The 22263-nt window shown below is 38.4% G+C and carries 20 protein-coding genes; 5 read left to right on the forward strand and 15 right to left on the reverse strand.

The window, feature by feature from the left end:
* The first annotated feature begins 19 nt into the window (after positions 1–19).
* From NIS_RS05995 to NIS_RS06005, 3 genes are read left to right on the forward strand one after another with little or no spacing between them, the layout of a single operon-like run.
* Complete coding sequence (locus NIS_RS05995) at positions 20–1939, forward strand: thioredoxin domain-containing protein (protein WP_012082489.1); 1920 nt, start codon at positions 20–22, stop codon at positions 1937–1939.
* Positions 1932–2456 (forward strand): peptide-methionine (S)-S-oxide reductase MsrA, encoded by a 525-nt coding sequence (gene msrA / locus NIS_RS06000; protein WP_012082490.1) that lies wholly within the window; start codon positions 1932–1934, stop codon positions 2454–2456. Before NIS_RS05995 ends, msrA begins: the two co-directional genes overlap by 8 nt.
* Positions 2453–2770, forward strand: coding sequence for a hypothetical protein (locus NIS_RS06005; RefSeq protein WP_041354037.1), 318 nt, complete (start codon positions 2453–2455; stop codon positions 2768–2770). Before msrA ends, NIS_RS06005 begins: the two co-directional genes overlap by 4 nt.
* On the opposite strand, the gene NIS_RS06010 is transcribed toward NIS_RS06005, so the two are convergent.
* The 7 genes from NIS_RS06010 to NIS_RS06040 all read right to left on the reverse strand — a co-directional run bounded on the left by NIS_RS06010 (position 2698) and on the right by NIS_RS06040 (position 9852).
* Positions 2698–3246 carry a DNA-deoxyinosine glycosylase gene (locus tag NIS_RS06010; protein ID WP_012082491.1) on the reverse strand — a complete coding sequence of 183 codons (549 nt, stop codon included), beginning with the start codon at positions 3244–3246 and terminating at the stop codon, positions 2698–2700. The genes NIS_RS06005 and NIS_RS06010 overlap by 73 nt on opposite strands.
* Complete coding sequence (locus NIS_RS06015; RefSeq protein WP_012082492.1) at positions 3243–4838, reverse strand: methyl-accepting chemotaxis protein; 1596 nt, start codon at positions 4836–4838, stop codon at positions 3243–3245. The genes NIS_RS06010 and NIS_RS06015 overlap by 4 nt, the downstream gene beginning before the upstream one ends.
* A 111-nt stretch (positions 4839–4949) precedes the next feature.
* Positions 4950–6845 (reverse strand): molecular chaperone DnaK, encoded by a 1896-nt coding sequence (dnaK, locus tag NIS_RS06020; protein WP_012082493.1) that lies wholly within the window; start codon positions 6843–6845, stop codon positions 4950–4952.
* A gap of 74 nt (positions 6846–6919) precedes the next feature.
* Positions 6920–7462 carry a nucleotide exchange factor GrpE gene (gene grpE, locus NIS_RS06025; RefSeq protein ID WP_012082494.1) on the reverse strand — a complete coding sequence of 181 codons (543 nt, stop codon included), beginning with the start codon at positions 7460–7462 and terminating at the stop codon, positions 6920–6922.
* 10 nt (positions 7463–7472) lie between these two features.
* Complete coding sequence (locus NIS_RS06030) at positions 7473–8249, reverse strand: HrcA family transcriptional regulator (RefSeq protein WP_012082495.1); 777 nt, start codon at positions 8247–8249, stop codon at positions 7473–7475.
* Positions 8250–8463: 214 nt separating this feature from the next.
* Positions 8464–8733 carry a 30S ribosomal protein S15 gene (gene rpsO / locus NIS_RS06035; RefSeq protein WP_012082496.1) on the reverse strand — a complete coding sequence of 90 codons (270 nt, stop codon included), beginning with the start codon at positions 8731–8733 and terminating at the stop codon, positions 8464–8466.
* A 54-nt stretch (positions 8734–8787) separates the two neighbouring features.
* Positions 8788–9852 (reverse strand): integrase core domain-containing protein, encoded by a 1065-nt coding sequence (locus NIS_RS06040; protein WP_012082497.1) that lies wholly within the window; start codon positions 9850–9852, stop codon positions 8788–8790.
* A gap of 143 nt (positions 9853–9995) precedes the next feature.
* Between NIS_RS06040 and NIS_RS06045 the strand changes: the two genes are divergently transcribed.
* A complete protein-coding gene (locus tag NIS_RS06045) occupies positions 9996–10397 on the forward strand; it encodes an RrF2 family transcriptional regulator (protein WP_012082498.1) in 402 nt (133 codons plus the stop codon).
* Between the two features lie 2 nt (positions 10398–10399).
* Entirely contained in the window at positions 10400–11404 is a 1005-nt protein-coding gene (locus tag NIS_RS06050) for a DHH family phosphoesterase (RefSeq protein ID WP_012082499.1), read from the forward strand.
* Here NIS_RS06050 and NIS_RS06055 read toward each other — a convergent pair whose 3' ends face one another.
* The 8 genes from NIS_RS06055 to NIS_RS06090 are packed head-to-tail and all read right to left on the reverse strand — an operon-like array spanning position 11405 to position 22261.
* Positions 11405–13234, reverse strand: a complete 1830-nt coding sequence (locus tag NIS_RS06055; RefSeq protein WP_012082500.1) for a GGDEF domain-containing protein — start codon at positions 13232–13234, stop codon at positions 11405–11407.
* Positions 13231–13950, reverse strand: coding sequence for a carboxy-S-adenosyl-L-methionine synthase CmoA (gene cmoA / locus NIS_RS06060; RefSeq protein ID WP_012082501.1), 720 nt, complete (start codon positions 13948–13950; stop codon positions 13231–13233). Before cmoA ends, NIS_RS06055 begins: the two co-directional genes overlap by 4 nt.
* Entirely contained in the window at positions 13937–15955 is a 2019-nt protein-coding gene (locus tag NIS_RS06065) for a thioredoxin domain-containing protein (RefSeq protein WP_012082502.1), read from the reverse strand. Before NIS_RS06065 ends, cmoA begins: the two co-directional genes overlap by 14 nt.
* Entirely contained in the window at positions 15946–16773 is an 828-nt protein-coding gene (locus NIS_RS06070) for a bifunctional riboflavin kinase/FAD synthetase (protein ID WP_041354038.1), read from the reverse strand. The genes NIS_RS06065 and NIS_RS06070 overlap by 10 nt, the downstream gene beginning before the upstream one ends.
* A complete protein-coding gene (locus tag NIS_RS06075; RefSeq protein ID WP_012082504.1) occupies positions 16742–17446 on the reverse strand; it encodes a 23S rRNA (cytidine-2'-O)-methyltransferase TlyA in 705 nt (234 codons plus the stop codon). Before NIS_RS06075 ends, NIS_RS06070 begins: the two co-directional genes overlap by 32 nt.
* Positions 17436–19418, reverse strand: a complete 1983-nt coding sequence (ligA, locus tag NIS_RS06080; protein ID WP_012082505.1) for an NAD-dependent DNA ligase LigA — start codon at positions 19416–19418, stop codon at positions 17436–17438. Before ligA ends, NIS_RS06075 begins: the two co-directional genes overlap by 11 nt.
* Entirely contained in the window at positions 19411–21465 is a 2055-nt protein-coding gene (locus NIS_RS06085; protein ID WP_012082506.1) for an EAL domain-containing protein, read from the reverse strand. The genes ligA and NIS_RS06085 overlap by 8 nt, the downstream gene beginning before the upstream one ends.
* Entirely contained in the window at positions 21458–22261 is an 804-nt protein-coding gene (locus NIS_RS06090; protein WP_158297275.1) for a cytochrome-c peroxidase, read from the reverse strand. Before NIS_RS06090 ends, NIS_RS06085 begins: the two co-directional genes overlap by 8 nt.
* Positions 22262–22263 lie beyond the last annotated feature (2 nt).

Genomic DNA, 22263 nt, shown 5'->3' on the forward strand with positions numbered 1-22263 from the left:
AAACTAATGAAGGGCATTTATGGCAAATAGACTCGAAAACGAGAAATCTCCTTATTTACAGCAACACAAAGACAATCCAGTCGATTGGTATCCATGGGGTAAAGAGGCTTTTGAAAAGGCAAAAAAAGAGAACAGACTCATATTTTTGTCCATCGGATACAGCAGCTGTCATTGGTGCCATGTGATGGAAAAAGAGGTTTTTGAGAACGAAAAAGCTGCAAAAGTGTTGAATGAGCATTTTGTCAGTATCAAAGTGGATAGAGAAGAGAGACCCGACATCGACAAATATTATCAAGAGGTATATCAGCTACTCAATCAACGACCAGGCGGATGGCCGCTTTCGATCTTCATGACTCCGGATAAAAAGCCTTTCTATGCAGCCACGTATATTCCACTGGAACCAAAATACGGGATGCCCGGATTTATACAGCTTCTTCAAAACATGGTAGAGGTCTTTGAAAAAAAACCGCAGGATATCGAACATCAGGCACAAGAGGTTCTTCGTTTCATGAAACCGGCGAACCCGCAAAAGGCTGTACGCTTTGATGAAAGTATCGCACATAAATTCGTAGAGACTACGAAACGGTTTTTTGATCAAAACCATGGAGGATTCGGAAGCAAACCAAAATTTCCACACACATCCACTATCAATACGTTACTTGATGTGTACCGCCTTACCGGTAACGAAGAAGCGTTACATATGGCTACATATACCTTGGACAATATGGCCAAAGGGGGTCTTAGAGATCTTGTGGATGGTGGGTTTTGCCGCTACAGTGTCGATGAGAAATGGCTTGTACCCCACTTCGAAAAGATGGCCTATGATAATGCCTTGTTGATGGAGAGCTATCTGAAAGCCTATCATGCAACGAAAAATGAGATGTATAAACAGATCGCTTTTGAAACAGCCGATTTTATCGCGACATATATGAGCCAAAAGGGGCTCTTTTTCAGTGCAAGCGATGCCGATAGCGAAGGCGTAGAGGGAAAATATTTTGTCTATAGCTACGATGAGGTTGTCCAAAAACTTCAAGAGGATGGTTTTAGCGAGGAAGAGATTAAAACCGTTTTGAATAAACTGGGTATTACTAAATCTGGCAATTTTGAGGGAAAAAATATCCCAAGAAGCGAAGAATTGGAACTTTGTGAAACGAGTAAAAGAGCTTTGAAGTCTCTAAAAGATCTACGAAAAAGCAGATGCTATCCCTTTATCGATAAAAAAATCATCACCAGCTGGAATGCGATGATGATCAAATCTCTTTATATAGCTAGCAGAATCGATACAAAATATTTCGAAATTGCCGAAGAATCACTGCAAAAGCTTCTTGAGACTATGCTCATAGACGATCATCTCTACCATGCAACACTTATCGATGAAAAACCAACAATTCCGGCCTTTTTGGAAGATTACGCCTATTTGGCTACAGCCCTTCTTGAAGCTTACAAAACGACACTCAATGAAGAGTATCTTGCGAAAGCAAATCTTTTGGTTAACGATGCAATAGTGAACTTTTTTGATGAGGGGCGCTGGTATTTTAGTAAAGGCGAAATCGTCACAGAAGCAGAGCACACCGACACCTCCTATCCAAGCAGTGCCGCAGTTATAGTGGATGCTATGCTGACTTTAGGAACGATTTTGGATCCAAAGTATATTCAATTCTCCTTTCTATCGATCGAATTTTATAGTGAGAAAATCTATAAGTACCTTCCTTGGGCGGCAAAATTTGTCGAAGATGTATTACGATTTGTCTATCAAGATCGCGTCATCAAGGCAAATGAAGAAGATCTAATCCAGTGCATTGGATCCATCGACTTTGTCAAATACCCTTTTGTTCTTGTAAAAGAGGAGGAGATGGAGGGATTCATGCTTTGTGACCGTGCAAAATGTTTTTCACAAAGCAAATCGTGCGATTCTATCCTAAAGGCTATCGATGAGTGAGAGTGCGATAGTTGGTGGAGGCTGCTTCTGGTGCCTCGAAGCTATTTTCCAACGAGTAAAGGGCGTGCATAGAGTTACGAGCGGATATGCGGGATGTAGAAGGCAAAATCCAACTTATGAACAAGTTTGCACTGGTACTACAAAATGCGCCGAAGTCGTCAAGATCGATTTCGATCCACATATCATCAATTACGAGGAACTTTTACATATCTTTTTTGCCGTGCACGATCCTACGCAACTCAATAGACAAGGCGCCGATATTGGAACACAATATCGTTCAGTCATATTTCCTTTAAATGAGGAGCAAAAAGCGATAGCACAAAAAGTGATACAAAAGCTCAACCCCTATTTCGAGAACAAAATAGTGACAACTATTGAAAATCCCGGAACATTCTATGAAGCGGAGAGCTATCATCAAAACTACTACAATACCCATCCAGATCAGGGATATTGCCAGGTAGTCATCGCCCCAAAACTGAAAAAATTCATGAATATGTTCCAAGAGTATCTACAATGATAAAACTAGCCTTTTTATTGGCTCTCCTTTTTATCGTTGGTATTTTAAAAATAGTCAAAGAGTACGAAGGGGATAAAAGAAAGTTTCTATTTGATATCTTTCTTCTTCTCTTTTTACTTTTCGTAACAAGTTTCAGCAAATATGCAAGAGTCTACCTACCTCTTTTTGTCACACACATTGTGGCACTTATTTTCGCATGGGGATGGTTCTATATCTACCTTTTCAAGAAAACAAACAGAGTCTATCCCGTTTTTCTACCACTACTCACAATAGCTTTTTTTTTCATATTAGGAGAAGTGACCTCATCGATGTAATCTAGTATTTTTTTCCACTGTTGCACTTTTTCTTCAAATGACATGGCCCTATATGCTGGAGATGGGGAGGGAAGATAGTATCGTGGCAAGTTCACATGTGAAAACTGTTTTTCAAAAAGCTGCTGAGATTTTCTACCTGTGAAAAAAATTACCTCTATATTTGGATATGTTTTCAGTAGCTTTTCGATGTCATTAACTTCAATTGAAGAGAGTGAGCTATCCAAGGAGTTTTCTCTTATGCATCCCTTTACCATATCCCACAAAGCGATATGGTGCCTTTTTAAAAACTCCTTTTTCTCTTCAAGTGTATCTGGAACCTTTTGCTTAAAAACGTCTGCAACTATTTTCCAAAACTGGTTTTGCGGATGGCCATAGTAAAAACCGATTTCTAAAGAAGCAAAACTGGGGAAAGAGCCCAGAATCAATACTTTAGACTCTTTGTCAATAAAAGGCTCGAAAGGATGGAACTCTTTCATGTTTTGAAATGGTTGATCATCGCTTCGAGATCTTTGGTTGACTGCAGCAGTTCGTTTGCCAAGGAAGCGATCTCGTTAATATCTGCTTTGTTGCTTTCAGAAAGCTCTGCCAAATGAGAGATTTTAGCCGCAATAGATTCGATAGTTTGAGAAATTTCAACAGAATTTGCATAAGAAACTTCACTCTTTTTCGCACTCTCGTTGAGATTTTGCGATAGCTGCTGGATGATGGTTGTCGAAACTTGATTTTTTTGCACAAGACTTTTCATATGCTTGGAGTTTTTATCGATAAACGTATGGGATTTTTTAATGCTATCTATGATATTTTTGATGATGTTTGTAATCATTTCTAGCTCTTTTTGCGTCCTCTCTGCCAGCTTTCTCACTTCATCTGCGACAACACTAAACCCTTTTCCATGTTCGCCAGCTCTAGCTGCTTCAATAGCGGCATTGAGCGCCAATAGATTGGTTTGAGAAGCGATATCCGAAATAATATCTGCAACATTTTCCACCTCTTTGATCTGTTTTTCTAGAATTTCAAAATTTTTGTTGATACTCTCTTCTGTTTGTGAAGTGATATCGATCGTTTTGGAGATTTCATTGATATTCTCCATCACCTCATCCATTTTTTTCGTTGCATCGAGTATTTTTTCCCTTGCCTCTTTCGCCATAGCCTCGTTGTATTGACTCTTCTCTTTAATCTCGTTCGCCAGTTGGACACTCTCATTGGCCTGTTTGGACTCTTCCATGGCTCTATTTAAAAGATTTGTGGATATTTTGTCTATGCTTTGCGCCACATCCACAACATTTCCAAGCTGATCTTTCGTTTTTTGAATCGTTTGTGCTATTTTTGCTATGAACCGATTCAAATACATCGTAGCAATTCCGATTTCATCGGTAGAGTCTTCAGGGAGTCGTTTGGTAAGGTCTCCTTCACCCTCAGCAATATCCTTCGCAACCTCATCGAGTCTCTCAACAGGCCGTAAAATGCTGATTCCTGTAATGTAATTGATAAAAATCAAAACGGCGATAACGATACCGCCCAAAATGATAAGCAGATAGAAAAATTTTCTTTTTAGCTGATCGTAGTAGTCCGCTTTGTTGGTTCCTGGCACTACCCAAACACCCCAAGGTTTGATATACCGAAATGCCGCGATTTTATGTTGGCCGGTTGCAGCTGATACATACTCATAAATACCGCCTTCTGGATGCGTTCGTATGTAGTCCACATAATCGTGTCCTGCAAAATTTTTTCCCTCTTTTTTAAAATGAACGACAAATGTCCCTTTTTTATCTACAAAATAGACATATCCACTCTTACCAATCTTGATTTTATAGATCTGTTTTCGAAACTCTGGGTCATTTATAGCATCTGGTTTAACTTTGGCTATATAATTAATCGTTTTTTCAAGTGCATCTGCGACTGAATTGATATCTTGTTTCATTACATCTTTGATTTCATTGAGTGCTATGAAATAACTGATACCAATCGTAACTAAAAAGGCACCGATGGAAAGAACAAGATTAATGATAAATTTTGATTTGATGGATTTACAGACGAAGAAGCGTTTATTACACACGGTATTGGCCATAGGAGTCCTTTTTGGCTATTTGCATACTATAATAATAAACTTTTATTTAAGTTAAACTAAAAAGAAGTGTAGAAAGAGGCTTTAAAGAGGGGGGAGAGTAAGGGAGGAACCTTACTCTACTTCTGCATCGATGACGTCGTCGTCTCCTCCGCTTTTTTTCTGCTCAGTGCCACCTTGCTCAGTCCCGCCTGTTTGGCCTTGCTCTTTTTTGTACATCGCTTCAGCAAGTTTGTGGCTCACTTGCGTAAGAGCCTGCACTTTCGCTTCGATCTGCTCTTTCGTTGCATTTTCATCTTTGAGTACGTTTTTCAAATCATTCAATGCTGCTTCAATCTGTGCTCTCTCATCTGCACTTATTGCATTGCCTACCTCTTTGAGGCTCTTTTCTGTCTGATATGCCAAAGCATCTGCTTGGTTTCTTGTCTCGACAAGCTCTTTTCGTTTTCTATCCTCTTCTTTATGTGCTTCGGCATCTTGGATCATTCGTTGAATCTCCTCTTCGCTGAGTCCACTCGTTCCGGTTACAGTAATTTTTTGCTCTTTGCCGGTCGCTTTATCTTTTGCACTTACCGTCAAGATACCGTTTGCGTCGATATCAAATGTAACTTCAATTTGAGGAACACCTCTTGGGGCTGGTGGAATACCTTCCAGTGTAAACTGGCCCAGTGATTTGTTATCTTTTGCCATCTCTCGTTCACCCTGCAATACATGGATAGTCACTGCAGGTTGGTTATCTTCAGCGGTACTGAAGATTTGTGATTTTTTGACAGGAATCGTTGTCCCTTTTTCGATGATTTTCGTCATAACTCCACCAAGTGTCTCAATACCAAGACTGAGCGGTGTAACATCAAGAAGCAGTACATCTTTCACGTCACCTTTGATGACAGCTCCTTGAATCGCCGCACCGACAGCCACCACTTCATCAGGGTTTACTGATTTGTTTGGCTCTTTTCCAAAGAACTCTTTTACTTTTTGTTGTACGAGCGGAATTCGAGTCGATCCACCTACTAAAACAACTTCATTCACTTCATCTTTGCTTAGACCTGAGTCTTTGAGCACATTGTTCGCAATGGTAATTGTTTTTTCTACCAAGTCTTCAATGAGACTTTCGAATTTTGCTCGTGTAAGCTTTTTGACCAAGTGTTTTGGACCGCTTTGATCTGCTGTGATAAATGGCAAGTTGATCTCAGTCTCCATTGCTGAGCTGAGCTCTTTTTTCGCGTTTTCAGCCGCTTCTTTGAGTCGCTGCAATGCCATGATATCTGATTTGAGATCGATTCCTGTCTCTTTTTTGAATTCATCTACAAGCCAATCGATGATTCTGTTGTCAAAGTCATCACCGCCCAAGAATGCATCACCACCGGTTGCCAGAACTTCGACAACGTTATCTCCAGTTTCTAGAATAGTTACGTCAAATGTACCACCACCAAGGTCATATACGACGATCTTTTCAGCCTCTTTCTTGTCAAGTCCATATGCGAGGGCTGCTGCAGTCGGTTCGTTGATAATTCTAAGAACATTGAGCCCTGCGATCTGTCCAGCCTCTTTTGTCGCTTTTCTTTGTGCATCGTTAAAATATGCTGGAACGGTGATAACCGCTTCAGTAATCTCTTGACCCAGATAGGCTTCCGCATCCTCTTTCAGTTTCATCAAAATTTTTGCACTGATCTCTTGTGGCGTATAGACTTTCCCATCCACATCTACCGCACAAGCACCATTTCTATCGACGATGTTGTATGGAAGTCGTTTTTTGGCTTCTTGGGCCTTCTCTTCATTACACATCATACCCATGATTCTCTTTACAGAGTAAATAGTTCTTTTTGGGTTTGTAATCATCTGTCGTTTTGCAGGATCGCCTACAAGAACTTCACCTTTATCGGTAAAGGCCACGACAGATGGCGTTGTATTTTTACCCTCTTTATTTGGTATAACTTTTGCTTCTTTTCCTTCATATATCGCCATACATGAGTTTGTTGTCCCTAAATCTATTCCTAACACTTTACTCATTTTCACTCCTTTGGATAATTATTTTTAAAAATTATAGTTAAGTTCACTAAAGATTTCTGCTACTAAAGTTGCATTTATTCGTTGCCTTTTGCAACGCTCACCTTAGCTGGCCGCAAAATTCTTTCTTTATATTTATACCCTTTTTGAATCACTTGAACGATTTGACCAGCTTTTTTCTCAGCGTCATCCACTTGTAAAATCGCTTCATGTAGATGAGGATTGAACTCGCCACCCTCTTCGATCTCAATCACTTCTATTCCGTTTTTATTGAAGGCTTTAATGAATTGATCAATTGTAAGCTCGATGCCCTTTTTGAGCTCTTTGACGGCCTCTTCGGCATTGAGATTATCATGACTTACCGCAGCCAGTGCCATGTCAAGACTATCGAGTGCCGGCAATAGATCTTGAGCGAATTTTTCCAATGAATACTCTATAGCTTGAATTTTTTCTCTCTCTAACCGTTTTTTCGTATTTTCAAAATCGGCATGCACTCGTAGATACTTCTCTTCACACTCTTGGAGTTTTTTCTCCACCTCTTCACACTCATTTTGTTCATTTTGCATTTTTTGATCTTCTTGTACTTTTTCTTGCTCTTGTGCTCTTTTTTTCTCTGCCATTGTCTACTCCTTAATGTAGTTTTTGTATGAATTGCTGGAAATTTCGAAATAGATGTCCCATGAGCAGCATTTCACCTTTTTTGTGTTCATCTATATCGATATAAAATTTGTACGCCAAAAAATTGTCATGAAACATTATTCCAGGTTTTTGTCTAACCAGTTTTTCCCCACTCATTATTTTTGGTAAATCAGTTTTTGCCCATGCATCGTGTTCTTTTGCAATTGCAAGAAGTTCGCGCATGTTATAGATGTGAAAATCCTCTTTCGCAAATTTTTTAAGTTCAGAAGCCAAACCTATTAACCCCACTTCGTTTAAAAGTTTGCTAAGAGATTCAAGGTCTAAATCGATATGATTTGCAAGAAACTCTTCCAGTTTTTCATTATAGGGTATCAAATACTCTTTTTCATTATCAAAAATGGCTACGATATATCGATTTTTGTAGTTTTCTATGGAGCGTAAATGGATATTTTCATAAATGAGATATTCACAAAATATTTCATCATTTTGAATATTTTTCAAAGTCTCTCTATCTCTCAGCCGAATATATTTTTTTTCCAATCTATTTTGCCAGAACCGTTTCAAAGACATGGCCGTTGGAATACGACCGCTGCTAACATGCTCTTTTTGCAAATATCCCTGTTCTGTCAGTTGTTTAAAATAGTATCGTATGGTAGCACTTGAAATAGTAATCGAAAGGCGTTCTTGAAGAGTTTTAGAGCTTACGGGAACATGTTTATCGATATACTCTTCTATGACACCTTCAAGTACTATCTCTTTTTTATCCATTTTAGCACTCTTTTTCTAATTTTGCTGATAGTATTATATACTATTGAGTGTAGTGTTGTCAAGTTTATTAAGCTAAAATATTTATATAAAAATGTTTTGGCAGTCTTATTGTACTAACGTATTTTTTTACGAAAAGGTTTGTCGGTGAAGTTTTTATAAAAAGTTGGTGTGAAAGTGAAGCAAATGAATGAAGAGTTTGTATCGGAAGGAGAGGTTACCCTCTAATTCCGAGCTCTTTGATTACTTGTGTATATTTTTCGTAATCTTTTCTTTTGAGATAGTTGAGCAATCGTTTTCTTTGTCCAACTAGTTTCAAAAGACCGAGTCGTGATGAGTGATCTTTTTTATGTTCTTTCAAGTGTTCAGTCAAATAGCTGATTCTTTCACTTAAAAGTGCGATCTGGACAGCAGGACTTCCCGTGTCACCTTCATGCTCTGCGAATTTAGAGATAATCTCTTGTTTTTTCGCCGAATCTAAAGCCATAGCAGCCTCCTGATTGGTCTAAATTTGGAAATGCCATTATATCCAAGAACTATATCAAATGCAAATTTTTGTATAAGTCCAATACATATGGCACTCATAATGATTTTCAAGGAGGAATTGAACCGGAGATTTGAGATTAAGTGAATGGTGTGGTATTTTGGTATTGTAATCGATAAGCCATTTTGCTAATTTTTTATTGAATTCTTGTAAGTCTGTAAAGAGTACATCTTCATAGTATTGAATAAATTGTTCTTGGATGGTTCTGTTAAATCTCTCATTGTGTGCATTCATTTTAGGACTTTTAGGATATGTCCAATAATGTGTGAGACCTTTTTGTTCAAGCAGAGCGTCAAACTCTTTTTTGAACTCACTGCCATTATCAGAAAGAATTGCGAGTTTACGTTTATGTTTGATAGATGTTATTCCATCGATGAGAGCTTCCAAGGCGTATGCAGTATGTTTTGCTCTTTTGGATGGAATTGCCACTGCGAATGCAATACGTGTGAGTGGGTCTATCATGGTAAGGATATATCGTTTTATACCGTTTGAGACTATTTGGATGGTATCTACTGCCCAGAGTTCAAATGGTTTAGTTTTAAGGTTTTTGGGTTTGCGACTTTTTTGAACTCTCTTTTTTGGTTGAACTTTTCCTTTTGTATCGATGCGATAGGGAACGAGTCTCATTGTATCTGGTGCTTTTGCGATAATTCTTCCTATTGTTGATTCTGAAGGAGTTTTCACTCCTTTTGCTTCACAAAAGGGTTTCAGTAGATGGTAGAGTTTTGCTTTACCGATGTTGGGATATTTTTCTCTTAATCGTTTTATCTCTTTTATAACTTCTAGTGGTACTTTTGACTCTCTTACTTTTTTTGGTTTACGTGATTTTGGGTTTAAGGCTTTGATATCTCCATTTGCATCATTGAAACTCTTTTTCCAGCGATAAAGCGTTCTTCTGCTTACTCCAAAAGCCTCTATTGTAGCTTCCAATCCATATTTTTGCCAAAACTCCAGTATCTTTTTTCTTCTTTTTGCCTCTTCACTTATCATGAGGCTATTGTAATAGATTTGCTTTAATCTTTTATACCCTTTGAGCCCTGGAAATGTGTATCTGATTTGCACTCCTCTCTCCTCTTTGGAGAGTGCCAGATCTGAATGAACTTATGCAATTTTAAAATATCCTGAAAACAAATCTTCTCTTTTATAAAGAAGATTGCTAAATAGGAGAAATTTAGTATAATTTACAAAAAAAATCAGGATCAAGAATGCTTTTTACACGAGCAACAGAATATGCCCTTTTAGCTCTAGTCGTAATTGCCAAAGAGGAGAGACCTCTGGGTACGGATTACCTCTCTAGACGTCTCAATATTTCAAGAAGCTTTCTTGCCAAAATTTTGCAAGCCCTTGCGAAACAAGATATTTTAAAGTCGTACAAAGGGGCTTCAGGCGGATTTCAATTGGCAAGACCAGCCAATCAACTCTCAATCAAAGAGATCTCCACCGCCGCAGAAGGAAAGGGCGTCAATATATTTGACTGCTCCAGTGATCAGGCCTGCTGTCCTAGCAACAAAGGAGATTTCTGCACCCTTTGGCCATTTCTTAACAAACTACAAACACGAGTCGACGACTTTTTAGAAGAGTTGACACTGCAAGATCTAATGGAGTAACTATGCAATTTTTCCACCTTTCCCATACTGATCTCGATGGATATACATGCCAATTCGTTACAAAGCAGATCTACCCTGACGGTTTTTTCACCAATGCGAACTATGGCGATGAGATAATGGTTCGGATTGAGGAAATAATCCAAAAAATGGAAGAGAATCCTGCAAAAGAGTACTTCTTCCTCATAACCGATCTCAATCTCTCCAGCGAAGAAGCGGCATTTTTGCAAGAGAAAACAAAACAGTTTTCAAATCTCAAACTGCAGCTTCTTGATCATCACATATCGGGACTTGAAACATCACAGCAGTTTCACTGGTACCATCTGGACGTCACAAAATCCGCTTCTCTCATCACCTATGAATATTTCAATAAACCTCAAAATCTTGAATATTTAATCAAAGCAGTCAATGCTGTCGACATTTGGCTTCAGGAGGATCTAGCTTTTGAAATGGGAAAAGTGCTGATGCGACTGATCGATGAAGCCAAAGAGATAAGCAGGCTCACATTCAATGCAGAAAATATCTCTTATAAACATTACATGCTCCAACAGGCTTTACAGTATCTACCTCAAGACAACGGACATATTCTTTTGGACGAAGCGATCTGTTCCATAAAAAAATCTTTCTTTCAAAAAGACAAAAATGATACTTTCGACAACCTTTTGACATCTTACATAGTGGACCTCTTAAACTTGAAAAGTGACGAAATGTCCGTCGAATACCAGGGTTCAAAAGGTATCTTGACCTTTGGCATTCAAAATAGTTCCATCGTTGGCAATGCCTTTTTAAAAGCGAACCCCCATTTCCACTTTTTCATGAATGTAAGTCCAAGGGGAACTTTTAGCTTACGGGCAGACAACAAAATCGATGTATCCAAAATGGCAGAAGCAATTGCCGGTGGAGGAGGCCATCCTAATGCCAGTGGCGGGAAGATAAAAGGAATGAAAGAGTTTTTCGTTTATCACGATCTTCGAAATTTCATCCAATCTTTACTCAGCGAGAAAGAGTAATCAATACTCTTTCATTTTTTCTGCTTCAACTGAATTACATGCCACAATTTTATTTCGGCCATTTTCTTTTGCTTGATAAAGTGCCATATCAGCCAATTTTATCGCATGCCAGAACTGTTTTGTATCTTTTGGAAATTCACACAGTCCAATACTTACAGTTTTATGAATCTTTTCATCTCCTACATCTATCCGTTTTTTTGAAAAACTTTTTCGAATATTTTCTGCTATTTGTAAACTATCCTCTTTATGGCAATTATATAGGAGCACCAAAAATTCTTCACCACCAAATCTTACTACAACATCAGATTTTCTAATGTTTTCTTTAATAGTATCAACAAGTATCTTAATCACTTTATCCCCTGCATCGTGCCCATATGTATCATTTACCATTTTAAAATGATCAATATCGAGCATCATTATAGTATATGGGACATTGGCTCTAAGCGCTTGAGGAACATTTTTTTTCATAAATATATCCAAATAGCGTCTATTGTATGCACCTGTCATTCTATCAATCAAGCTTTGATTTTGCAACTCTTGCATCAAAAGTTTTGTTTGTAAAGAGACTTTGGAGATAGTAAGATAGTTTTGAAGTGTTTCAACTTTTTCTTTAATCTCTTCAAACTCTTTTTCATCTTTTGTAATCATATTTACTACAACTACAACATCTTCACTAAGTACTAATGGAATACAGATATATTTATACTCTTTTTTCTCAACTGCACTACAAACATCAATGATACTATTTGAATAGACCGGCTCTTTGATACGATATGCACGACACAGTGAAATATCCTCATCAGCTTTTGGACATATTTTCTCATACTCTTTTTCAAAGCGAACAAAACGCTTAACATCTTTTTTATTAATTTCATAAATACAAAACTGTTTTAAACCAAACTTTTTATTTAAAAGTTCCCCTATTCTTCCATATATCTGCTCTAAATCTTTATCTTTGTCGATGATGTTTTTAAAGTTATAAATATTGCTTAACTCCTCTACAAGATCTGTAACCATATGAAGGGGATCTGTTTTCTTGCTACTATAGTGAACAAAACTATGGACTGCTGTTGCAATTCTTTGAAGATTATGTTCGATTTTATCCATTAAGGTATTAATCCATCTAAAGACCTCTTGAATCTCTTTTTCATTTGAAGCCGGCAATCGATAGTTATACTCACCATTATAAGCATGACGCATAACATTTTTCAGATTTTCAAAAAATGTTATGTAAGCATTAAGATGTCTATTTAGGAAATAGAGCGCAATAATTGTCAAAATTAAAATGATACCCACTATCTTTAAAATAATTCCTATAGCATAATCTCTTACATAAGTAATATCGAAATTCATACTAATAGCACCTAAAACTTCACCCTCCTTTGCCTTATGGCATTTTAAACAATTTGGCTTATTGTATGCAGAGGCAATATAGGGAATCACTACTTTTAACTCAACTTTGTTTGCATCTTCTATAAGCTTGTCTTTCTCTTTTCCTGTTTGAAGCACCTCTTTTTCTAATGGTGATAATTTTTGAAAGCTCTCAAAACTTTTTCCAAACTGTTTATCTACAGTTTCACTTCTTAAGACTCTTAACCCTTTAACTCCCCGCAATCCTTTTATCTTTGCCAAAAACTCCGCTCTTTTATCCATAATTCCATTTTCCATATGGGTTGTTAGTCCATCACGTGTTAGTTTGGCAATTACATAAGCCTTATCTTTGGAAAAATCTATGGAAAAATGTCTAAAACTATACACAAGCAGCATTGCAACAGGTATAAAAACAGACACAACAAATACAATGAGCATATAATTAAACTTTTTTCTCATTTTTTCCTCTTTATAGCAACAAATGTAACGAAATTGGCCCAACGAAAGATTGGTTCAACGAAGCCAAATCCGCATTTTTTCACCATTTCCATATTCTCTTCGAGGGTATAAGGCACCAAAACATTCTCTAAAGCTTCACGCTTTTGCGCTATTTCAAAATCACTGTAGCCCTGTTTTTTCTTGAAATCAAAGTAGATATCCAGTAACTGCTTATCCAGTGTTTTGTCCGCACTTATAACCTTTTCACTAAAAACGAAAATGCCTTCATCTACCAAAGCGTCATAAATCTTTTGAACGAGAGGCTCTCGCTTCAAGGGTCTTATAAATTGTAGCGTATAATTGCTTATGAATATTTTTGCCGGTTTATAAGCGTAGCTGATAATATCAGCTTTTTGAAAATCGATAGAAACGCCAAAAGCTTTCGCTTTATGATGTGCTCTTTGCAGCATCGCTTCAGAACTGTCAAGACCAATCAATTCCAAAGAAAAAGGAGACCTTTTAGCAATATCTATCAAAAGGGATCCCGTTGAACATCCAAGATCATACACTCTATCCTTTTGTACAACATTTTTCACTACAATATCTCGTACCAATGCCATGTTCTCTTTATAAAAAGGGACCGATCTGGCTATCATATCGTCAAAGACACTCGCCACCTCTTCATCAAACTCGAATCTTTTCTCTATCGGCTTGGCAAAAACCTTATCTTTTTCCAAAATCCCATCCTCCTGGCTGCTCTTTTGTACGTACTCTTTGCTCAATAGCTTTGGCGATATCTTCAAATCGATCACTTTTTACAAAACATGTCTGGACAGTGCACGCTTCAAACCCTTGCAAATTTTCCTCCTTATCAAGAACAAACGGATAGGAAATGAAAGCAATTTTCCCGAGTACTTTTTGTAAAACGTTCTTGTTCGATTTTATAACAACATCTCCGAACTCCATTCGAAGTGCCGCAAGTGTGGCAGTAGGAAAGCTTGCAGGGGATTCATGTATGAATGCCGATGAACGGTTGATACTTGTTTTTGCAAAGTGATACAACTTCAGATCATATGTGAGCAAAGCCAAATCAAGCATAGCATGATACAAAACGGAAAGTGGTGAACTGTAGTAACTGTCATCAATCGTTGCAGCAACCCTTTTTTTGGCGTCCATATACCAGACACCCTCTTTATAAAAATGAAGTTTTGCTTTTTCAAAAAGCTTTTTTGCCATTTGCACATAATTCTCATTACAAGTAAGCATGTATGCTGTAGTTAAAGCTTTGATTAGGTAAGCATAATCTTCTAGCATTGCTGGACGCTTTGGCTCTGAGTTAGGCAGTTTTTGATGATAGAGACGACCATCAATAAACATTGTTTTGATCAATTTTTCCAGCGACTTGATGGCTTCAGTTTTATAGGTTGCATCGAAAATAAAACTTTGCATTTTCGCTTCGATATACATCGCGTTCCACGCGGTAATGATCTTTTGATCAATGAAAGGATATTCTCTTTTTTTCCGAATATCTTGAAGCACTTTCAAGGTTGTCGCAGAAACCTTCCCTTTCTTTATCGGATTGGAATACTCCCCATCAAAATTGCCATCCGGCTCAATGGAGAGATTTTCGAGCTCTTTTTGTGGATTTTTCACTCCTGCTTTTTTCAAAGCCTTCAAGGCATCCTCATAGCGAAACAGAAAATAGCCTCCCTCTTCTCCTTTTGTGTCTGCATCGCTTGCGCTAAAATAGAGTCCATAATGACCAAATCTTCGATCGATCTCTTTGATGGAACGAAGCACTACCTCTTTATACAGAGGTTTCTTGGTGATCGTATAGGCTCTTGTGTAAACACGAATCAATTCGGCATTGGTATAGAGCATCTTTTCAAAATGGGGTGCCGACCAGTCTCTTCTTGTACTGTATCTAAAAAATGCACCATCGATTTGATCAAAAATACCCCCATATGCCATATTATCCAAACTCTTCACAGCCATATCAAGAGCAATATCCTTTTTTGTTAGTTGATAGATATCCAAAAGCAATTCGATAGTTGAACTTTGTGGGAATTTGACCCTTTTTGAAAATCCCCCGTATACAGGATCAAAATCTTTTTGTATCTCGTTCAGTGCCTTTAGGGCTAGTGATTTATCAAGCTGCACAGGATTGAACTTTGCATGCATCACAGTATCCACAAGTTTTAAAACCGCTTCGCCCCTCTTTTGGACTCTTCGCTTTTGTCGATGATACAAAATGGCATACTTTGGCAAAACGGTTCTCATCCCCTCTACTCCATATCCATCTTCTGCCGGGATATATGTAGCACTGAAGTATGGCTTTTTTTCCGGGGTCATGATGATAGTCAGCGGCCACCCTCCACTTCGATGATGCATTACTCTAAAAACCGTTTGATAGAACTTGTCAAGATCGGGCCTTTCCTCTTTATCCACCTTCACAGGAACATAGTAGCGATTAATAAGTTCTGCTATCTCTTCATTCTCAAAGGATTCTCTCTCCATTACATGGCACCAGTGGCAGGTACTGTAGCCAATCGACAAGAATATCGGTCTATCCAGCTTTTTGGCTAACTCAAAAGCTTTTTTGCCCCAAGACAGCCAGTGTACAGGGTTGTGGGCATGTTGTTTAAGATACGGTGACTCTTCATAAATGAGTTCATTTGTATACTTGTATTGTGCCTCTGCCCATACAAACAAAGATACGAACAAAAAGATGATTACACGCATACAATCTCTTTGGCCATCCTAATGTCACTTTCAATTTGCCGTTTCAAAGATGTAAATGAATCAAACTTTCGATTTTCACGAAGAAACTGGACAAAATAGATTCGTACAGCCTCGACAGGATAATCTATTTTTTTATCGATGATATGGGTCTCAATCGAAAAACTTCCATCCACACTTTCTCGCTTGCCTATAAATGTTACACTTGGAAAAATTTCCCCACCAAGCCCACTCCATGTCGCATAGACCCCCTCTTTTGGCAGTAAGAAGTCCTTTATTTTGAGATTGAGCGTCGCAACGAGCTTCTTTTTCCCAAGACCTAATCCCTTTTGAACGCTTCCAGCTATCGAGTAGGTTCTTCCAAGCATTCTGTTGGCCATGCGAATATCTCCATGTCGCAACAACTCTTTAATCGTTCTTGAATGTACGGCAATCCCATCAATTTGCACCTCTTCGACAACGATCACTTCTCCATGGAAAAGTTTTTCAAGATCATCGATACCATATTTCCTATCCTTTCCAAAAGCAAAATCGTATCCCACGACAACTCGTTGCAATGAGGGAAATCTCTTTTGAAGGAGATCCAAAAAACCTTTTGCATCCAAATGCCTAATCTTTTGAAGAGGGAAAAAGTAGCATGGATAGGAAGTATGGATACATCTTTCATATCCAGGTGTCAAAACAGCATACCCTTTGTCTATAACAGCCACTGCTCCATTTAAAGAGAGTTTTTGAAATAGTGCCTGATGGCCTCTATGCATTCCATCAAAAGCTCCTATAGCCACAGAGTCAATCTTTCCTAAATAAGTAGAGCCACTCACGGTTTCCCTCTTTTCCTTCCACCAAAGAGATTTTTCTCTGCACCAATTGCCATCCTAACTCTTTCGTTTTTTTTTCAAATTGTCGCATTGCCTTTTCAATCGCTTTTTGGTCTTGAACCACCCCTCTTTTGTCTCTTTTGACCTCTTTGCCAACCTCAAACTGCGGCTTGAAAAGAATAATAATATATTTTTTACTTAGCCTGTCGATATGGTGCACAATTTTCAAAACACTGATGAAACTCACATCACAGGTCACTATGTCAAATGGATCATGCTCAAACGTGCGTATGTCGGTATTGGACATATCGATGACATTTTGTTTGGACTTGATCGTTGGATGAAGTTGACCACTCCCAACATCCAAAGCGATGACCTTTTTTGCTCCATATTCGCAAAGAATTTGGGTAAACCCTCCCGTGGAGGCCCCGACATCTAATACTTCGGCATCTTTGATAAAAGAGGCATCTATCGTATCCAAAAAATGTTTGAGTTTGTAGGCTGCCCTGCTTACGTAGGGTTTTGCTTTGATGGACACTTCGCCCTTTTGCAGCTCAAAAGAGGGTTTCGTAACCACTTTCCCATCAACGCTCACCAAGCCTTCTCGTATCAGTTCTGCAGCTTTGTTGCGACTTGAGGTAAAACCTTTCTGATACAGATATTTGTCAAGCCTCAATCCCAGCCTCTTTTAAAAGCTCCCACATCTTCTCTTCAGGCAGTAATGGTACACCGAGCTGCTGCGCTTTTTGAAATTTACTCCCCGGATTTTCTCCGTAAAAAACATAGTCGGTATGATGGGAAACGCTATTGGTCACATGTGCTCCCGCACGCTCCAAAAGCTCTTTGATTTTACTTCTTGGAAGCTTCATCTCTCCTGTCAAGACTACGGTTTTATGTGCCAATGGAGAGTTTTCAACCTCTTCCTCTTTTTTCGGTTCCGTAGGCTGTAACAGCTCTATGAGTTTTTCTATTTTTTCTTTATTGACCTCAACGAACTCTTCGATCGATCGAACCATCTCAGGTCCAAAACCCTCAATCTCATACAGCTTCTCTTTTGGTGCTTTATACCAATCAAGCCCAAATTTCTCACACAGTTTCTTGCTGGCAACCTCTCCAATATGCTCAATCCCAAGGGCATTGACAAACCGCCAACACTCCACCCCTTTGACACTCTGGGTCGCATCGATCAGGTTTTGCGCTTTTTTCTCGGCAAATCCGGGAAGTCTCAATAGATCCTCTTTTTTGAGCTTAAATAGATCCACCACATCTTTGACAAGCCCTTTTTCATACAGTAGCTTCACTGTCGCTTCACCAAGTCCCGAAATATCCAGACACTGCTTGGATGCAAAATAGATGATGGAGTTGACAACGCGAGCAGGGCAGCTCAGATTTTGGCATTTGATCAAAATTCCTTCATCCAATACCGGCTGTCCACACACTGGACACACTTTAGGACGCTCGACCTTCTTCTCTTTTCCGGTTCGATACTGTGTCAATACTTTTGTCACTTCAGGGATCACATCTCCACTTCTTATAACGATAACCATATCCCCTATGCGAATATCTTTTCGCTCGATCTCTGCATAGTTGTGCAGCGTTGCCCGCTCGACTACTACACCTTCTATCTCTACAGGTTCCAAAATAGCAACTGGTGTAATAACGCCGGTTCTCCCCACTTGAGGAACGATATCGATAATTCTAGTCATCTTTTCAACTGCTGGGAATTTATATGCCACCATCCATCTGGGATATTTAACGGTATAGCCCAAAATCTCATGCAGGGCTATCTCATCTACTTTCACCACCATCCCATCTAGCATCACAGGAAGTTTATCTCGCTCTTTGGAAAACTCTTCATAAAGTTGCTGAATTTCCTCTTCATTTTCACAAATAGCCCGTTTAAATGGTTTAATGAAGCCTTGTTGGTAAACGAAATCCATCTTTTCATGTTGGTATTTGAAGTTGAGTGTGTTGTATCCGATATCCCATGGATAGAAGTAGAGTTTTCTTTGAGCCGTCACTTTTGGATCGAGCTGTCTTAAGCTCCCAGCAGCCGCATTTCTGGGATTTGCAAAAGTAGACTCACCTTTTAATGCACGTTCATGATTGAGCTTTTCAAAGTCGTCTTTTCGTATAACAACCTCTCCTCGGATCTCTATGAGCCCTTTGTAGTCGATTCCTAGAGGAATGGAGGGTATCGTTTTGGCGTTTGCCGTTACATCCTCACCAACTTCCCCATCTCCCCTCGTTGCAGCACTTTTGAGTAGGCCATTTTCATAGATGAGATTGAGGCTAGCCCCGTCAAACTTTGGTTCTATGTAAAACTGAAGATCTTTTCTTCCAGCATTCTTATAGACTCTTTCCAACCACTCATGCATTTCTCTTTGGTTGAAAACATCCTCCATAGACCACATTTTACTCAGATGCTTGATCTTTTTAAACTCTTTTGCAGGCTCAGCCCCTATTCGCTGCGTTGGAGAGGTAGGATCGATTTGGTCAGGATGGGCTTTTTCGTACTCTTCTACTTCCCTATAGAGTTTGTCATACACCTCATCTGGAACCTCTGGATTGTCTAATACATAGTAGGCATAGGCCCAACGCTTGAGTTTTTCAACTGCTTCTTTATACTCTTGGTAATTTTTAATCATCCCTTTCCTTTTGCCAATATTCTAAACTTTTCGGCTTTCCGATATAAAACCCTTGCGCATAATCGACACCGATTTTTTCGAGAATCGTAAAAATTTCTTCATTTTCTACATATTCAGCTACCACCTTTTTATGCATCGATTTTAGAATAATAACGAGATTTTGCACAAATTCTTGCAATTTTTCATCTTTATGAATATTTTTAATGAAACTCCCATCGATTTTTACGAAGTCAGCCGGCATCTCCCTGATAAATCGTAAGGAGGTGTATCCTGTACCAAAGTCGTCGATTGCCACACTATAACCTTCAGATCGAAGTTTGGACAAAAAGCGTGTGCCTTTTTCCATATCCTCAACTACCGCCGTTTCAGTCACTTCAAATGTCACTTTCTTTGTATCGATATGATACTGATTCCGTTTTTGTTCAATATATTTTTCAAGATGTTCATCCATCAAATCGATACCGGAAAGATTGATATTGAGATGAATACCATGCACCATTATTTCTCTAAAAGATTTATCGATAACATATTGCGTAATCTCACTAATGAGATTAAAGCGTTCGGCATATTCTATAAATTCTGAAATGTTTTTAAACTCATCTCCTTCAACTCTCAATAACGCTTCATATTTTACAATCTGATGTGTTCGTATATCCATAATAGGTTGAAAAACGAGCCTGAGTCTGTTTTCTTGCAAAATCTGTAGGATCTGTTGCCTTTTCGCGATGGCTCGTTGTGTAAATTGCTGGTACTCTTTAATATATGGATCACCATCATTGAAAACAATTAACCTGTCCCCGCCTCTTTTTTTTGCACTAAAAAGGGCTGCTTGTAAAAAAGCGTTGATTTTAAATGTCTCAATTTTTTCATGAACCAGGTAAGCACCAGCACTCACCGTAATAGCAAAAGGTGATGAGTGCTTAAATTCATGAGATATTTTATTGAAAAATATTTCTACCAATCTTGTGTCAACATCTTCCACAATCACTACAAATTCATCGCTTGAGACGTGAAATGCTTTGCATCTGTTCTTTTTAAAGATTGTTGCCAACAGTTTCAAAACCTCATCACCCGCTTGTACACCAAAATCGTCGTTGACATAAGAGAAATTGTCGATATTGAATTTGACGATATAATATGGAGGCTGCAGCGACTGTAAAAGCTGAAAAAGAGCGTATCTGTTCGGCAGCTTCGTCACAAAATCGTGACTGGCCATATACTCCAACTCTTTTTCAATTTTTTGCTCTTTTGAAATGAAATAGTACACAAGTATGGTAAATAAAAAGATCGCAAAAACCAAAACACCTTCCATAATGATATTTTGTTTTTCCTGTGCCATTACATAACTATCAAACTCTTTTTGCAGTTCACCAATCTTTTTTGAAAGAAGGTTATATTTTTGCTCAAACTCTAATTGCTTGTTTTCCAGTTGGTTTAGAGACATATAAATGATCATGGAATGCTGAAGAAAGTTTCGTACTATTTTTTTCTGCTCTTGCCTTTTGGCTAACGTTTCAATACTTTGAGCAAGTGCGAAAAAGGTTTGTCGATCCATCGGTTCATCGAGATAGATTTGATAATTGAGCTTTTCTATCATCTCTTGAACCTGTTTCAAAAGCTTAGGATTTGCTTTGACTGAGATCAAATCACTCTGGAGCGTTGGAAGGTAAAGAGCGGAACTTTTTATTAATGCACTCTCTTGCAACAGGCTCTCCATTGCATCCAACTCTTTCGCGAAGATTTTCCTGATATGGTTACAAACCTTTTTTTTATCGATCTGCTCGTTTAAATCGGATCTACAAATCAAAAAAAGGTTTTTTTCAAAAGCTTTTACAGCCTCTATGACATGATCGTGATTGACGAAATTCTCTCCCAAGACATTTTTGATACTCTCACGGATCAAGTGATTGTAATAATCAAGATTTTTCAAAGCGCTATTTAAAGTGTTGAAACGAGACATCTTTTTGTATTCGATAAACCGATCAAGATAGAGCATAACAAAAGAGAAAAAAGCGACAAATACAAAAACTTTGATCCACTTAATCATGGAGTCGACCCGTCAACGTTTTCAAAAATGCGACAATCTTCTCAGCCTCTTGCGAAGATATATCCCTGCCAAGCTGCACTTTTGCCATCCATATCACCGCATCTTTGAGACTTTTAATTTTTCCATGATGAAAATAGGGATAGGTCAAAGCAACATTTCGAAGACTTGGACATTTGACAGAGATTTGATTTTTCTGTTTTGAAAAATAGCCATATTTATAGTAAATATGCCCGCCAACCGCTTTTCCGTTATGGCATGCTATGCATCCAAAACGTTTAAAGAGTCTATAGCCCTCCTCTTCTTTTGGCGTCAGTTTTACTTTCCCTTCAAGATAAAGATCAAATTTCGATCCAGGTGTCGTTAGCGTCAGAAGATAACTTCGCAATGCCTCCACCAAAGCTTCAATATCCGCTTTTTTGAAATTTGCCTGCAAGCCTTCTCTCACCCAGCTGTTTTGATCGATATATTTTTGTAAGGATTCGGAAGTATTGCCCATCTTCTTCTCATCATACAAAACGATTGTGATCATTTCTCGCAATGAGTAGATCTTTTGTTGCCAGCTGTAAGCAAACTGATATTTGAGATTGTATATGGAAGGAACATTAAACAGCGTCTTTTTTCCAAGAGCCCCATTGGCTCTTTCTTGATTGAGCGTTCCCCCTTTTTTCAAATCGTGACAACTCGCGCATGAAACCTTTTTTGTAACGGAAAGGTTGGGATCAAAAAAGAGCTTTTTTCCTAGAATTTCTTTGGGCGTTAAAGATCTCTTTTCATGGGGAATCGGATCAATAATCATGT

Origin of the sequence: Nitratiruptor sp. SB155-2, from assembly GCF_000010325.1 — a bacterium.
Classification (GTDB): domain Bacteria; phylum Campylobacterota; class Campylobacteria; order Campylobacterales; family Nitratiruptoraceae; genus Nitratiruptor.